This is a genomic window from Mycobacterium sp. MYCO198283 (assembly GCF_021213805.1).
Taxonomy (GTDB): Bacteria; Actinomycetota; Actinomycetes; order Mycobacteriales; family Mycobacteriaceae; genus Mycobacterium.
In genome coordinates this window covers 608,594-622,767 of sequence record NZ_JAJQJI010000001.1, presented here as the reverse complement: position 1 = coordinate 622,767, position 14,174 = coordinate 608,594, and the positions used below count along the sequence as shown (strand labels likewise).

Here is a 14,174-nt window from a genome sequence, read left to right as displayed (position 1 = left end):
GCGAGCGAAGCGACGGGGGATCGCGCACTGAGGTGAGCGACGGATATCACCTGTCGGCAGCGTGTGCGACACCGTCTCGTCACCTGCCGCCGCCACACTCGGGGCCATGGCAGGCCAGCTGATCGTCTCCATCTCGGGTATCCGCGACCGCACCCTCGCCGACGTCGCGGAGTTCCGGCAGACGCTCGCCGCGCGCGACGTCCCGGTGTCGCTGCTGGTGGCGCCCCGGCTGGGCGGGGGCTACCGGCTGGCCGACGACGAGCCGACCGTCGCCTGGCTGCGTGACCAGCGGGCGGCCGGCGCGGCGGTGGTGCTGCACGGTTACGACGAGGCAGCCACCGCCAAGCGGCGCCCGGAGTTCGCGGCGCTGCCCGCCCACGAGGCGAACCTGCGCATCATGGCCGCCGACCGGGTGCTCGAGCATCTGGGCCTGCGCACCCGGCTGTTCGCGGCGCCGGGCTGGACCGTGTCGTCCGGAACGGTGAAAACGTTGCCGCGCAACGGTTTCCGGCTGCTGGCCGGCATCGACGCCGTCACGGATCTGACTCGCCAGACCGCGCTGCGCGCCCGCGTCCTCGGCATCGGCAACGGCTTCCTCACCGAACCCTGGTGGTGTCGCACGCTGGTGCTGTCGGTCGAGCGCACCGCCCGCCGCGGCGGTGTCGTCCGGCTGGCCACCACCGCCAAGCAGCTGCGCAAGCCGGCGGTGCGCCACGCCATGCTCGACGCGATCGAGCTCGCGCTGCACCACGGGTCCGTGCCGGACGTCTACCGCTGGGAGCCGCAAGCCGCGCTGGTCGACGCCGCCTGATCGACTCCGGCGGCTAGCGTGGGCCGCGTGAGTGACACCGACGTCATCGTGGTGGGAGCGGGGCTGGCCGGGCTGGTCGCCGCGGGCGAGGCGGCCGCGGCCGGCAAGCGGGTGCTCGTCCTCGACCAGGAGAACGCGGCGAACCTCGGCGGGCAGGCCTACTGGTCGTTCGGCGGGCTGTTCTTCGTCGACAGCCCGGAGCAGCGCCGGCTCGGCGTCCGCGACAGCTACGACCTCGCGCTGCAGGACTGGCTGGGTTCGGCCACCTTCGACCGGCCCGAGGACCACTGGCCGCGGCAATGGGCGCACGCCTACGTCGACTTCGCGTCGGGCGAGAAGTACCGCTGGCTGCGTGACCGCGGCCTCAAGATCTTTCCGCTGGTCGGCTGGGCGGAGCGCGGCGGCTACGACGCCCGCGGCCACGGCAACTCGGTGCCCCGCTTCCACATCACCTGGGGCACCGGGCCGGCGCTCGTCGAGATGTTCGCCCGCCCGCTGCGGGATGCGCCGAACGTCCGGTTCGCGCACCGCCACCGGGTCGACGAGCTCATCGTCACCGGCGGCGCCGTGACGGGCGTCCGCGGTGCGGTGCTCGAACCCTCGACGGCCGCCCGCGGCGTCGCAAGCTCGCGGAACGTGGTCGGCGACTTCACGTTCGGGGCGCAGGCCGTGATCGTCACCAGTGGCGGTATCGGCGGCAACATCGACGCCGTGCGGCAGAACTGGCCCGCCCGCATGGGCCGGGTGCCCGAGCAGCTGCTGGCCGGTGTGCCCGCCCACGTCGACGGCCGGATGCTCGGCATCACCGAAGCGGCCGGCGCGAACCTGATCAACCGCGACCGCATGTGGCATTACACCGAGGGCATCACCAACTACGACCCGATCTGGCCGTCGCACGGCATCCGCATCCTGCCCGGCCCGTCGTCGCTGTGGCTCGACGCCACCGGCCGTCGGCTGCCCGCGCCGCTGTATCCCGGCTTCGACACGCTCGGCACGCTGGAGCACATCGCGCGGTCGGGGCACGACTACACGTGGTTCGTCCTCAACGAGAAGATCATCGAAAAGGAGTTCGCGCTCTCGGGTCAGGAGCAGAACCCCGACCTCACCGGCCGCAGCATCGCCAAGGTGCTCTCGCGGGTGCGGCCCGGCCCCGCGGCGCCCGTGCGGGCGTTCGTCGAGCGCGGCGTCGACTTCGTCAGCGCCGACACGCTTCCCGAGCTGGTGGCGGCGATGAACGAGCTGCCCGACGTCGTGCCGCTGGACTACGCCGCCGTCGAGACCGAGGTCGTCGCCCGCGACCGCGAGATCGTCAACACCTTCACCAAGGACGCCCAGATCGCGGCGTTGCGCACCGCGCGGAACTTCCTCGGCGACAGGCTGTTCCGCATCGCCGCGCCGCACCGGCTCACCGATCCCAAGGCGGGCCCGCTGATCGCCGTCAAACTGCACATCCTGACCCGAAAGACGCTGGGCGGCATCGAGACCGACCTCGACGCCCGGGTCCTCAAGGCCGGCGGCGAGGTGTTCGACGGGCTGTACGCGGCCGGCGAGGTGGCCGGCTTCGGCGGCGGCGGCGTCCACGGCTACCGATCGCTGGAGGGCACGTTCCTGGGCGGCTGCATCTTCTCCGGCCGGGCGGCGGGCCGGGCCGCGGCCGCAGCGGTCTGACTACAGCTCGGTGCCGTTCTCCTCGTCGAGCACCCGGAACTGCGCCCGGCCCATCTCGGTGAACCGCGAGTAGTAGATGCCGCGGGCCTCCGGCGCGACGATGCCCTGGTGGATCGGCACCGCGGCGCGCGGGTTGACGCCGCGCAGGTACTCGACGGCCTCGGAGATGCGCATCCACGGCGCGGCGGCGGGCAGCGCGAGCACGTCGACCGGTTCACCCGGCAGGTACAGCGCGTCGCCGGGATGCATGAGCCGCGCGGCGTGCTGGCCGTCGCCGACCAGGTAGGAGATGTTGTCGATGTTGGGGATCTCGGGGTGGATGATCGCGTGCGCACCGCCGACGCCGCGGATGTCCAGTCCGCCCACGGAGAATCGGTCACCAACATTGACCGCCTGCCACGGCTCGCCGAGCTGCGCCGCGGTCTGCGGGTCGGCGTAGAACGCGGCGCCGGGGTTGGCGTCGATGAGCGCCGGCAGCCGCTTGGGGTCGGCGTGGTCGGGGTGCTGGTGGGTGATCAGCACCGCGGACAGGCCGGTGATGCCCTCGAAGCCGTGCGAGAACACCCCCGGGTCGAACAACAGCGTGGTCCCGGCGATGTCGGCGAGCAGGCACGAGTGCCCGAAGTGAGTGAGCTGCATGCGCCGATTGTGCTGCCTGCGCCGGGTTGCGCGAAGGACGTTGCGGCCGCGTCGTCGGTGAGTATCCTCCCGCCAGGGAGGGACTTGTAGTGATCCGATGGCTGACCGCGGTCACGGTGACGGCGTCGTTGGCGGTGGGGGGACTGCTGGCGGCCGGCGCCGCTGTCGCCGAACCCGAGCGCTGCCCGCCGGTGTGCGACCGGATCCCGGCCTCCGCCTGGCCCGCGCCGGCGGTGTTGCCGCTGAACGGCGTTTACGGGTGGCCGGCGCTCGCGCAGCGCGCGACGCCGGTCGCCGCGCCGGTGTTCCGGTTCAACGAGTGGTGCTATACGCCGCCGCGCCCCGACGATCCGCGCAGCTACGCCGTCGCCGCCACGGCGGTGGTGCCCCAACCGTCCGGGCAGTGGCAGCTGCAGGTCCAGGTGCTGCACTGGCGTGGCGACACCCAGCACACCGGGATGCTGGTCGACCAGGTGATGCGCACCGCGGCCGTGGCGCTGCGCAGCTGCTTGGGCGGCGCGCCGCCCGTGGTCACCACCGACCGCGCGAACCGGCTCGCCGGCGTGGTCACCGATCCGGTCCGCGGTGTGCTGCGGCAATACGTGGCGGCCCACCCGCGCAGCGGAAGCCTGGTCGAGCTTGCGATGTGGTCGACGTCACCGCCGGCCGTCGCCTGGCCGGCCGTCGACGACGCGCAGCTGCTCGACGCGCTGGTCGCACCGCTGTGCGGCGCCTACGTCGGGTCGTGCCGATAGGGCCGCAACCGGCCGCCGCCGGTAGGCTCAGGTGGCAAATCCGTACCGAACTCGTAGGAGTCGCGCGTGGCCCGCGTCGTCGTGAACGTCATGCCCAAGGCGGAAATACTCGACCCGCAGGGCCAGGCGATCGCCCGCGCGCTGGGACGGCTCGGCTACGGCGGGGTGTCGGACGTGCGGCAGGGCAAGCGGTTCGAGCTCGAGGTCGACGACAGCATCGACGACGAGGCGGTCGCGAAGATCGCGGAGTCGCTGCTGGCGAACACGGTGATCGAGGACTGGTCGGTGAGCAGGGAGCAGGTATGAGCGCGCGCATCGGTGTGATCACCTTCCCCGGATCACTCGACGACGTCGACGCCGCACGGGCGGTGCGGCTGGCCGGCGGCGAACCGGTCAGCCTGTGGCACGCCGACGCCGACCTCAAGGGCGTCGACGCGGTGATCGTGCCGGGCGGCTTCTCCTACGGCGACTACCTGCGCGCCGGCGCCATCGCGAAGTTCGCGCCGGTGATGGGCGAGGTCGTCGACGCAGCGCGCGGCGGTCTTCCCGTGCTGGGCATCTGCAACGGCTTCCAGGTGCTGTGCGAAGCCGGGCTGCTGCCCGGTGCGCTCACCCGTAACCAAAACCTGCACTTCATCTGCCGCGACGTCTGGCTGCACGTCGAAAACAACACCACCGCGTGGTCGTCGCGCTATGAGCAAGGCGCCGACCTGCTGATCCCGCTGAAATCGGGCGAGGGCCGCTACGTGGCCCCCGAGTCGGTGCTCGACGAGCTCGAAGGCGAGGGCCGGGTCGTGTTCCGGTTCCGCGAGAACCTCAACGGCTCGATGCGCGACATCGCCGGCATCAGCTCCGCCAACGGCCGCGTCGTCGGCCTGATGCCACATCCCGAGCACGCCACCGAGGCGCTCACCGGCCCGTCCGACGACGGGCTGGGCATGTTCCTCTCGGTGTTCGACGCGGTCCTCACCGTCTGAGCCGGCCGTGGCGCCTCCTACCCGCTGGGTCACCGACACCCGTGCCGGGCACTCGCAGTGGTACATCGAACGCTTCCGCAAGTTGGCGGCCGAGGGCGCCGACCTGGGCGGGGAGGCCCGCTTCCTGCACGCGCTGCTGCCGCCGGGCGCGTCGGTGCTCGACGCCGGCTGCGGCACCGGCCGCGTGGGCGCCGCGCTGATCGACCTCGGCCACCCGGTGCTCGGCGTCGACGCCGACGAGGCGCTGATCGCCGCGGCCGCTGCCGACCACCCGCGCGGAAAGTGGCAGGTCGGCGACCTGAGTGAACTCGACCTGCGCGCCGAGGACGGGTCCCGCCGCCGCTTCGACGGCGCCGTGCTGGCCGGCAACGTGATGACGTTCGTGGCGCCCGGCACCGAGGTGGACGTGCTGCGGCAGGTGGCGGCGCACGTGGTCGCCGGGGGACCGGTGGTGGTGGGCTTCGGCGCCGGACGCGGCTACGAGCTCGCTGACTTCGACACCCACGCCGCGGCGGCCGGGCTCTCCGTCGACATCCGCTTTGCGACCTGGGATCTGCGGCCCTGGACCCCGGACGCCGACTTCGCGGTGACCGTCCTGCGAGGATGACGGCCATGGCTGCCGGTCCCACCGAGCTCTGCGACTTCATCGACGCCTCGCCGTCGCCGTACCACGCGTGCGCGACGGTCGCCGGGCGGCTGCGCGACGCCGGCTACACCGAGCTCGCCGAATCCGACACCTGGCCCGCGGCCGGCGGGCGGTACTTCACGGTGCGGTCCGGGTCGCTCGTCGCCTGGAACGGCGACGGCGCGCCCGGCCGGCCGTTCCGGGTGGTCGGCGCGCACACCGACAGCCCCAACCTGCGGGTCAAGCAGCAGCCCGACCGGTCGGCCGCCGGCTGGGCCGTCGTGGCGCTGGAGCCCTACGGCGGGGTCTGGCTGAACTCCTGGCTCGACCGCGACCTCGGCATCAGCGGCCGGCTGCTGGTCCGGTCGGGCGACGGGGTGGCCGAGCACCTGGTGCGCATCGACGAACCGATCCTCCGGGTGCCGCAGCTGGCCATCCACCTCGCCGAGGACCGCCGGTCGCTGACCCTCGACCCGCAGCGGCACGTCAACGCCGTGTGGGCCACCGGCGACGGGGCGGGCCGCTTCGTCGACCACGTCGCCGACACCGCGGGCGTGCCGGCGGGCGACGTCCTGGGCTTCGACCTGATGACCCACGACACCGCGCCGTCGCGGATCGTCGGCGCCGACGGCGGCATGCTCAGCGCGCCGCGGCTCGACAACCAGGCCACCTGCTATGCGGGCATGGCGGCGCTGCTGGGCGCGCAGCCGGGCGCCTCCGTTCCGGTGCTCGCGCTGTTCGACCACGAAGAAGTCGGATCGACGTCGGACCACGGTGCGCAGTCGACCCTGCTGACCACCGTGCTGGAGCGCATCGTGCTCGCCGCGGGCGGCGGCCGGGAGGATTACCTGCGGCTGCTGCCCGCCTCGGTGGTGGCGTCGGGCGACATGGCGCACGCCACCCATCCGAACTATCCCGAGCGGCACGAACCCGGCCACCCGATCGAGGTCAACGGCGGGCCGGTGCTCAAGGTGCAGCCGAACCTGCGCTACGCCACCGACGGCCGTTCGGCTGCGGCGTTCGCGCTGGCCTGCCGGCAGGCCGGGGTGCCGCTGCAGCGCTACGAGCACCGCGCCGATCTGCCCTGCGGCTCCACCATCGGGCCCATGACCGCCGCGAACACCGGCATCCCGACCGTCGACGTCGGTGCCGCGCAGCTGGCCATGCACTCGGCGCGCGAGCTGATGGGCGCCCACGACGTCGCCGCCTACGCCGCGGCGCTGCAGGCGTTTCTGTCACCGAGCTGACCCGGACACCCGCAACCTAGACTGTCGTGCGTGACGTCTGAGCTCACCAGGACCATCGACACGGTCGAGCGGGCCGCCGCCACCGCGGACCAGCCGCAGCCCTACCGCGAGCTCGGCCTCAAAGATGACGAGTACCAGCGCATCCGCGAGATCCTGGGTCGCCGGCCCACCGACGCCGAACTGGCGATGTACTCGGTGATGTGGAGCGAGCACTGCTCCTACAAGTCGTCGAAGGTGCATCTGCGATACTTCGGCGAGACCACCACCGACCAGATGCGCGCCGGGATGCTGGCGGGTATCGGCGAGAACGCCGGCGTCGTCGACATCGGCGACGGCTGGGCCGTCACGTTCAAGGTCGAGTCGCACAACCACCCGTCCTACGTCGAGCCCTACCAGGGCGCGGCCACCGGCGTCGGCGGCATCGTCCGCGACATCATGGCGATGGGCGCCCGCCCGGTCGCGGTGATGGACCAGCTGCGTTTCGGCGCCGCGGACGCCCCCGACACCCGCCGCGTGCTCGACGGCGTGGTGCGCGGCATCGGCGGCTACGGCAACTCGCTGGGCCTGCCGAACATCGGCGGCGAGACCGTGTTCGACGCGTCGTATGCCGGCAACCCACTGGTGAACGCACTGTGCGTCGGCGTGCTCCGCAAGGAGGATCTGCACCTGGCGTTCGCGTCGGGCACCGGAAACAAGATCATCCTGTTCGGCGCCCGCACCGGCCTCGACGGCATCGGCGGTGTCAGCGTGCTCGCATCGGACACCTTCAGCGGTGACGAGGGCGGCGGGCCCGGCCGCAAGAAGCTTCCCAGCGTGCAGGTGGGCGACCCGTTCATGGAGAAGGTGCTCATCGAGTGCTGCCTGGAGCTCTACGCCGCCGGCCTGGTGGTCGGCATCCAGGACCTCGGCGGCGCCGGGTTGTCCTGCGCCACCAGCGAACTCGCGTCGGCCGGCGACGGCGGCATGCACATCGAGCTCGACGCGGTACCGCTGCGCGCGAAGAACATGACGCCCGCGGAGATCCTGTCGAGCGAATCGCAGGAGCGCATGTGCGCGGTCGTCGCGCCGGCGAACGTCGAGCGGTTCCTCGACGTGTGCCGCAAGTGGGACGTGCTCGCGGCTGTGATCGGCGAGGTCACAGACGGTGACCGGCTGCGCATCACCTGGCGCGGCGAGACCGTCGTCGACGTGCCGCCGCGGACCGTCGCGCACGAAGGCCCGGTGTACCAGCGGCCCGTCGAACGGCCCGCCGACCAGGACGCGCTGAACGCCGACACCTCGGCGGCGCTGCCTCGCCCCGCCACCGGCGACGAGCTGCGGGCGACGCTGTTGGCCATGATCGGCAGCCCACACCTGTGTAGCCGCGGTTACATCACCGAGCAGTACGACCGCTACGTGCGCGGCAACACCGTGCTGGCCGAGTACGCCGACGCCGGCATGCTGCGCATCGACGAGCAGACCGGCCGGGGCGTCGCGGTGTCCACCGATGCGTCCGGGCGCTACACCCGGCTGGACCCGTACCGCGGCGCGCAGCTCGCGCTCGCCGAGGCCTACCGCAACGTGGCGGTCACCGGCGCCACCCCGGTCGCGGTGACGAACTGCCTGAACTTCGGTTCTCCGGAGGACCCGGCGGTCATGTGGCAGTTCTCGCAGGCTGTGCGCGGGCTCGCCGATGGCTGTGCGGCGCTGGGCATTCCGGTGACCGGCGGCAACGTCAGCTTCTACAACCAGACCGGTGCCACCGCGATCCTGCCGACGCCGGTGGTCGGGGTGCTCGGCGTCATCGACGACGTCCGGCGCCGCATCCCGACCGGGCTCGGCACCGAGCCGGGCGAGACGCTGCTGCTGCTCGGCGACACCCGCGACGAGTTCGACGGCTCGATCTGGGCGCAGGTCACCGGCGACCACCTCGGCGGGGTGCCGCCCGCCGTCGACCTGGCCCGCGAGAAGGTGCTCGCCGAGGTGCTCACGGCGGCGTCGCGCGACGGCCTGGTCTCAGCGGCCCACGACCTGAGCGAGGGCGGGCTGATCCAGGCGGTCGTGGAGTCGGCGCTGGCGGGCGAAACCGGTTGCCGCGTCCTCATTCCCGAGGGCGCCGATCCCTTCGTCACGTTGTTCTCCGAGTCGGCAGGCCGGGTGCTCGTCGCCGTGCCGCGGACCGAGGAGAGCCGCTTCCGGTCGATGTGCAAGGCGCGGGGCGTGCCGCTGACCCGCATCGGCGTCGTCGACCAGGGCTCCGACGCGGTCGATGTGCAGGGGCTGTTCACCGTCGCGCTGGCGGAGTTGCGGGCCACGTCGGAAGGCGTCCTTCCCGCGCTGTTCGGATGACCACCGAGGACGCGACGGCGACGACGGCAACTCCGGCCGCCGCTGAGACCGACGCCCGGCAGCGACACCGCGGTGCGTTCCTGCGGTGGGCGTGGAGCCTGCTGCGGCTCGACTTCGTCGGTATCCCGTTCGGGGCGTTGTTCTTCTGCCTGTCGCTGACGCCGTCGCTGTTGCCGCGTGACTGGCTCTTCCAGGGCCTGATCGGCGGCGTCAACGCCGCGATCGGCTACGGCCTGGGTGTCCTGGTCGGAAAGGTGTTGTTCGCGTTCGTGTTCCGCGACCGGGCGTGGTGGCCGCCGGCCGGCTGGGTGCTGTCGGTGCTGAAGGCCGGGGTCGTCGCGGTCTCGGCGGCGGCCTGCATCCTGATGCTCATCCCCGCCGCGCGCTGGCAGCGGCAGATCTCGCAGCTGATGGGCGTCGAAGGTCCGCAGACGCCGGGCTACCTGCGCACGGTCCTGGTCTCGGTGGCGGTCGGAGCGCTGGTGATCGGCATAGCGCGCGTGCTGCGCGACCTCAGCCGGCTGCTCACCCGGCTGTTCAAGCGTCGCTTCCACATGCACGACGAGGTGGCGCTGCTGTTCGGCGTCGCGATCGTCGTCGCGCTGGTGGTGATGCTCGTCAACGGTGTGCTCATCCGCGGCTTCTTCGCGGTGACCGCAGCGGCGGCACGGCCGCAGGACGAACAGACCCGGGCGGGCGTCACGCAGCCCACGGCGCCCGAAAGATCCGGCAGCCCGGCGTCGTTCGCGTCCTGGGACAGCCTCGGCTACCAGGGCCGCAACTTCGTCGCGGGCGGACCCAGCGTCGCCGACCTCACCGCGTTGAACGGCCCCGGGGCCCGCGAACCCGTCCGGATCTACGCCGGGCTGGGGACCGCGGACACCGACGAGGGTCGCATGAACACGCTGGTGCGTGAACTCGACCGCACCGGGGCCGCCGACCGCGAGATCCTGGTCATCTCGCCGACCACCGGGACGGGCTGGATCAACCCCGTCGCCGCGGCATCGCTGGAGATGATGTACAACGGCGACACCGCAATCGTGGGTTCGCAGTACTCCTACTTGCCGAGCTGGATCTCGTTCCTTGCCGATAAGGACAAGGCGGTCGCGGCCGGCCGACTGCTCGTGACCACCGTGCACCGCTGGTGGTCGGCGCTCCCCCCGGATCGACGGCCCCGCCTGGCGTTGTACGGCGAGAGCCTCGGATCGATGGCCGGGCAGGGCGCATTCGGCTTCCTGCCCGACATCTCCGAGCTGGGCTTCGACTCGGTGCTGTGGGTGGGGCCACCGAACGCCAGCTCGCTGTGGCGGGCGCTCACCGACCGGCGCGACCCGGGCACCTTCGAGGTCGAGCCGCGCTACGACGGCGGCCGCACCGTGCGCTTCAGCATGGGCGATCCGCCGTCGGAGATCGCGGCCGTCGCGAAGCCGCCGTGGCCGGGGACCCGCGTGCTCTTCCTGCAGCACCCGTCGGATCCGATCGTGTGGTGGTCGCCGGACCTGCTGTTCAAGAAACCCGACTGGCTCAAAGAGCCGGTACCGCCGGGGCGTTCGAGCGCGATGCGGTGGTATCCGATCGTCACCTTCTGGCAGGTCGGCGCAGACATGACCAACGCGGTCGGCGTGCCCGGCGGCCACGGCCACAACTACGGGCTGACGGTGCTCGACGGCTGGGCCGCGGTCGCGCCGCCCGCCGGCTGGACCGCCGCCGACACCGAGCGCGTGCGAGCCGTCCTGCAGCAGCGACAGTTCGGTTCGGCATGAAGGCGCGGCCTACCGCCGTCGCCCGCGCGCTGGCGCTCGCCGGGGGTCTTGCGGCGTTCGGTGTGGCCGTCAAGCCGCGGATCTCCGAGCGCTGGCGGCCGGTGATCTTCGCGGCGTGGGCCACCGCGCTGCTGCGGCTCACCCACTCGCGGCTCGGCCTGCGACCGCCCGAGCTGTGGCGCGGACTGCGCGTCGGGATCACGGCGGCCGCGCTGGTCGGCACCGGAGCCGCGGTCGCGGTGAACATCCCCGCCGTGCGCGCGGGTATGGCCGCGCGGGCCACGCCGCAGCCGGCCTGGGAGTGGCTGGTGGTCCGCATCCCGCTTGGCACCGCGTGGACCGAAGAGGTGGCGTTCCGCGGCGCGCTGGGATCGGTGGCCGAGGAGGCCTTCGGGCGCCGTGCCGGGCAGCTGGTCTCGGCGGCGGTGTTCGGGACCTGGCACATCGCCGATGCGCGCGCGGCGGGCGAATCCGTGATCGGCACCGTCGCGGTGACCGCGGTGGCGGGCTGGGTGTTCGCGGAGCTGCGCCGCGGCACCGGCAGCCTTGCGGCGCCGCTGCTCGCCCACCTCGCCGCCAACGAGGCGGGCGCCGTCGCGGCGCTGTGGGTGCGCGGGCGAGCCCGTCGGTAAGCGGTAGCCGGCTGTCACATGCGCCACACCCGTCGCTCGGCGGACCCAATCGTGCGAGTGCCCGCCTCCGAGCGACAACGAGCGGGGATAGGCGCGCTCCGCGTCGGTGTGGCGTCGCGACGACGCCCGTGCTCGTCGACGGACGGTTACGGACTCGCCCGCTCACTTGCACGCCTCGGTGTCGACTCTCACGCCTCGGCGCCGACGCTCACGCCTCGGTGTCGACGTGCACGCCTCGGCGTCGACTCTCACGCCTCGGTGTCGATCTCCACACGCCGGCGCTGAGCTCCACACCTGGGCTTCGACGTTCACCTCACGGCGGCCTGCGTCGGCGTGTCGTCGCCCACATGTGGAAGCGAACGCCGAGGTGTAGAAGTGAACGCCGAGGTGTGAAAGTGAACGCCGAGGCGTGGAGGTCAGTGGCCAAGCAGGGTAGTCGCCGCCTCGACAGACGCCCGGCTGTCGCTCAGAGGCGGGCAGTGCGGACATCGATCCGCGCTCGTGACGCCTGGGACAGCGGTGACGACCGGGCTCAAGTGCCACCTCGACGCTACGATGGCGGCGCCATGCCCCCTCGTTCGGTCGATCCCGCAGCGACCCGGGCCGCGGTGGCGGCGGTCGCGGACTGGCTGCACGACGACCGGCAGCCCACGCCGGGTCGCCCGGAGCTGGCGGCGGCGGTCCGGCTGACCGCCCGCACGCTCGCGCAGGCGGCACCGGGAGCCAGCGTCGAAGTGCGGGTCGCGCCGTTCGTCGCGGTGCAGTGCGTCCCCGGCCCGCGGCACACCCGCGGCAATCCGCCCAATGTCGTCGAGGCCGATCCGCGGACCTGGCTGCTGCTGGCGACGGGCTTGCTGACCGTCGAGGACGCCGCGGCCGACCACTTGACGATGTCGGGCTCGCGGGCGGGCGAGATCGCGCGGTGGCTACCGGTCGTGCCGCTGTAGCGGCTCGCTGAACAAGCTCGCTGAACGAGGAAGGCCTCGCGTCAAGTCACCCCTAAACGCGCAGCTGCTGCCCGGAGTGGTTAACGCCCGGAAATAGCGGAAGCCCGATGGACGTTGTGTGCGGTGGCACCGTCGCACGATGCATGAATAGTCGAGTGGGCGCCGTAGACTCACAGACGCCGACCCCCTCTTTTTCGCGAGGAGCAGCCCGCACCGTGACCTGTGCATCGCCGGAGCACGACGTAGCCAACTCGCACGACGTAGACAACCCGCCCCGCGAAGAATGCGGCGTCTTCGGCGTCTGGGCGCCGGGCGAGGAGGTCGCCAAGCTCACCTACTACGGCCTGTACGCCCTGCAGCACCGCGGGCAGGAGGCGGCGGGCATCGCGGTCGCCGACGGCTCGCAGGTGCTGGTGTTCAAGGACCTCGGCCTCGTCAGCCAGGTGTTCGACGAGCAGACGCTGGCCGCCATGCCCGGCCACGTCGCCGTCGGGCACTGCCGCTACTCCACCACCGGGTCCACGACCTGGGAGAATGCGCAGCCGGTGTTCCGCAACACCGCCGCCGGCACCGGCGTCGCGATCGGCCACAACGGCAACCTCGTCAACACCACCGAGCTCGCCGCCCGTGCGCGCGACGCCGGGCTGCTCAACCCGCGGGTGCCCGGCGCCGCCACCACCGACTCCGACATCCTCGGCGCGCTGCTCGCGCACGGCGCCGCCGACGCCACCCTGGAGCAGGCCGCCCTAGAACTGCTGCCGACCGTCCGCGGCGCCTTTTGCCTGACGTTCATGGACGAGAACACGCTGTACGCGGCGCGCGATCCGTACGGCGTGCGGCCGCTGTCGCTCGGCCGGCTGGACCGCGGCTGGGTCGTGGCGTCCGAGACCGCGGCGCTGGACATCGTCGGCGCCTCCTTCGTCCGCGACATCGAGCCCGGCGAGCTGCTGGCGATCGACGCCGACGGCGTGCGGTCCACCCGCTTCGCCAACCCGCAGCCCAAGGGCTGCGTCTTCGAGTACGTCTACCTCGCCCGTCCCGACAGCGTCATCGGCGGCAGATCCGTGCACTCCACGCGCGTCGACATCGGCCGCCGGCTGGCGCGGGAGTGCGCCGTCGATGCCGACCTCGTCATCGGGGTGCCCGAGTCCGGCACGCCCGCGGCCGTCGGTTACGCCCAGGAGTCCGGCATCCCGTTCGGGCAGGGGCTGATGAAGAACGCCTACGTCGGGCGCACGTTCATCCAGCCGTCGCAGACCATCCGCCAGCTGGGCATCCGGCTGAAGCTGAACCCGCTCAAGGAAGTGATCCGCGGGAAACGGCTTGTGGTGGTGGACGATTCGATCGTGCGCGGCAACACCCAGCGCGCGCTGGTGCGGATGCTGCGCGAAGCCGGCGCGCTGGAGGTTCACGTCCGGATCGCCTCGCCGCCCGTCAAGTGGCCGTGCTTCTACGGCATCGACTTCGCCTCACCCGCCGAGCTGATCGCCAACGCCGCCAACACCGCCGGCGACGACCACCGGGAGATGCTCGACGCGGTGCGGCACGCCATCGGCGCCGACACGCTGGGCTACATTTCGCAGAAGGGCATGATCGCCGCCACCGAGCAGCCGACGTCGCGGCTGTGCTCGGCCTGCTTCGACGGCAACTATCCGATCGAGTTGCCGGGCGAATCGGCGCTGGGCAAGAACGTGATCGAACACATGCTCGCCACCGCGGCGCGCACCGGGCTGCCGCTGCAGGACGTCAACGACAACGCGTCGGCGCTGCGGCGGCCGTAGC

Annotated in this window: 13 protein-coding genes; 12 read left to right on the top strand and 1 reads right to left on the bottom strand. The window is 72.2% G+C overall.

The genetic code is table 11. The features are described 5' to 3' along the window. Positions 1-106 precede the first annotated feature (106 nt). Both LV457_RS03245 and LV457_RS03240 read left to right on the top strand, forming a co-directional pair. Positions 107-811 carry a DUF2334 domain-containing protein gene (locus LV457_RS03245; RefSeq protein WP_232168965.1) on the top strand — a complete coding sequence of 235 codons (705 nt, stop codon included), beginning with the start codon at positions 107-109 and terminating at the stop codon, positions 809-811. Positions 812-838: 27 nt separating this feature from the next. Then, positions 839-2,479: an FAD-binding dehydrogenase gene (locus tag LV457_RS03240; RefSeq protein ID WP_232168964.1), complete on the top strand. Its 1,641-nt coding sequence runs from the start codon at positions 839-841 to the stop codon at positions 2,477-2,479. Here the strand turns inward: LV457_RS03240 and LV457_RS03235 are convergent, their stop codons facing one another. Next, entirely contained in the window at positions 2,480-3,118 is a 639-nt protein-coding gene (locus tag LV457_RS03235) for an MBL fold metallo-hydrolase (protein ID WP_232168963.1), read from the bottom strand. A gap of 89 nt (positions 3,119-3,207) precedes the next feature. On the opposite strand from LV457_RS03235, the gene LV457_RS03230 reads away from it, so the two are divergent. The 10 genes from LV457_RS03230 to purF all read left to right on the top strand — a co-directional run bounded on the left by LV457_RS03230 (position 3,208) and on the right by purF (position 14,173). Next, a complete protein-coding gene (locus LV457_RS03230; protein ID WP_232168962.1) occupies positions 3,208-3,873 on the top strand; it encodes an ATPase in 666 nt (221 codons plus the stop codon). Positions 3,874-3,939: 66 nt separating this feature from the next. Further along, on the top strand, positions 3,940-4,179 hold the full coding sequence (gene purS / locus LV457_RS03225) for a phosphoribosylformylglycinamidine synthase subunit PurS (protein WP_232168959.1): 240 nt from the start codon (positions 3,940-3,942) through the stop codon (positions 4,177-4,179). Next, positions 4,176-4,850: a phosphoribosylformylglycinamidine synthase subunit PurQ gene (gene purQ, locus LV457_RS03220; protein ID WP_232168956.1), complete on the top strand. Its 675-nt coding sequence runs from the start codon at positions 4,176-4,178 to the stop codon at positions 4,848-4,850. The genes purS and purQ overlap by 4 nt, the downstream gene beginning before the upstream one ends. A 7-nt stretch (positions 4,851-4,857) precedes the next feature. Then, complete coding sequence (locus tag LV457_RS03215) at positions 4,858-5,457, top strand: bifunctional 2-polyprenyl-6-hydroxyphenol methylase/3-demethylubiquinol 3-O-methyltransferase UbiG (protein ID WP_232168955.1); 600 nt, start codon at positions 4,858-4,860, stop codon at positions 5,455-5,457. A gap of 5 nt (positions 5,458-5,462) precedes the next feature. Continuing rightward, on the top strand, positions 5,463-6,722 hold the full coding sequence (locus tag LV457_RS03210; RefSeq protein ID WP_232168954.1) for a M18 family aminopeptidase: 1,260 nt from the start codon (positions 5,463-5,465) through the stop codon (positions 6,720-6,722). 30 nt (positions 6,723-6,752) lie between these two features. Continuing rightward, positions 6,753-9,050, top strand: a complete 2,298-nt coding sequence (gene purL / locus LV457_RS03205; protein ID WP_232168953.1) for a phosphoribosylformylglycinamidine synthase subunit PurL — start codon at positions 6,753-6,755, stop codon at positions 9,048-9,050. Next, positions 9,047-10,813 carry an alpha/beta-hydrolase family protein gene (locus tag LV457_RS03200; protein WP_232168950.1) on the top strand — a complete coding sequence of 589 codons (1,767 nt, stop codon included), beginning with the start codon at positions 9,047-9,049 and terminating at the stop codon, positions 10,811-10,813. The genes purL and LV457_RS03200 overlap by 4 nt, the downstream gene beginning before the upstream one ends. Beyond that, positions 10,810-11,445, top strand: coding sequence for a CPBP family intramembrane glutamic endopeptidase (locus tag LV457_RS03195; protein ID WP_232168949.1), 636 nt, complete (start codon positions 10,810-10,812; stop codon positions 11,443-11,445). The genes LV457_RS03200 and LV457_RS03195 overlap by 4 nt, the downstream gene beginning before the upstream one ends. A gap of 566 nt (positions 11,446-12,011) precedes the next feature. Next, complete coding sequence (locus LV457_RS03190) at positions 12,012-12,392, top strand: sterol carrier family protein (RefSeq protein ID WP_232168948.1); 381 nt, start codon at positions 12,012-12,014, stop codon at positions 12,390-12,392. Between the two features lie 215 nt (positions 12,393-12,607). Further along, entirely contained in the window at positions 12,608-14,173 is a 1,566-nt protein-coding gene (gene purF, locus LV457_RS03185; protein ID WP_232168947.1) for an amidophosphoribosyltransferase, read from the top strand. Position 14,174 lies beyond the last annotated feature (1 nt).

Bases quoted from the DNA above. Each gene is read 5' to 3' on its own strand.
- LV457_RS03245 (WP_232168965.1), top strand. From the start codon at position 107: ATGGCAGGCCAGCTGATCGTCTCCATCTCGGGTATCCGCGACCGCACC.
- LV457_RS03235 (WP_232168963.1), bottom strand. From the start codon at position 3,118: ATGCAGCTCACTCACTTCGGGCACTCGTGCCTGCTCGCCGACATCGCC.
- purQ (WP_232168956.1), top strand. From the start codon at position 4,176: ATGAGCGCGCGCATCGGTGTGATCACCTTCCCCGGATCACTCGACGAC.
- LV457_RS03210 (WP_232168954.1), top strand. From the start codon at position 5,463: ATGGCTGCCGGTCCCACCGAGCTCTGCGACTTCATCGACGCCTCGCCG.
- LV457_RS03200 (WP_232168950.1), top strand. From the start codon at position 9,047: ATGACCACCGAGGACGCGACGGCGACGACGGCAACTCCGGCCGCCGCT.
- LV457_RS03195 (WP_232168949.1), top strand. From the start codon at position 10,810: ATGAAGGCGCGGCCTACCGCCGTCGCCCGCGCGCTGGCGCTCGCCGGG.
- LV457_RS03190 (WP_232168948.1), top strand. From the start codon at position 12,012: ATGCCCCCTCGTTCGGTCGATCCCGCAGCGACCCGGGCCGCGGTGGCG.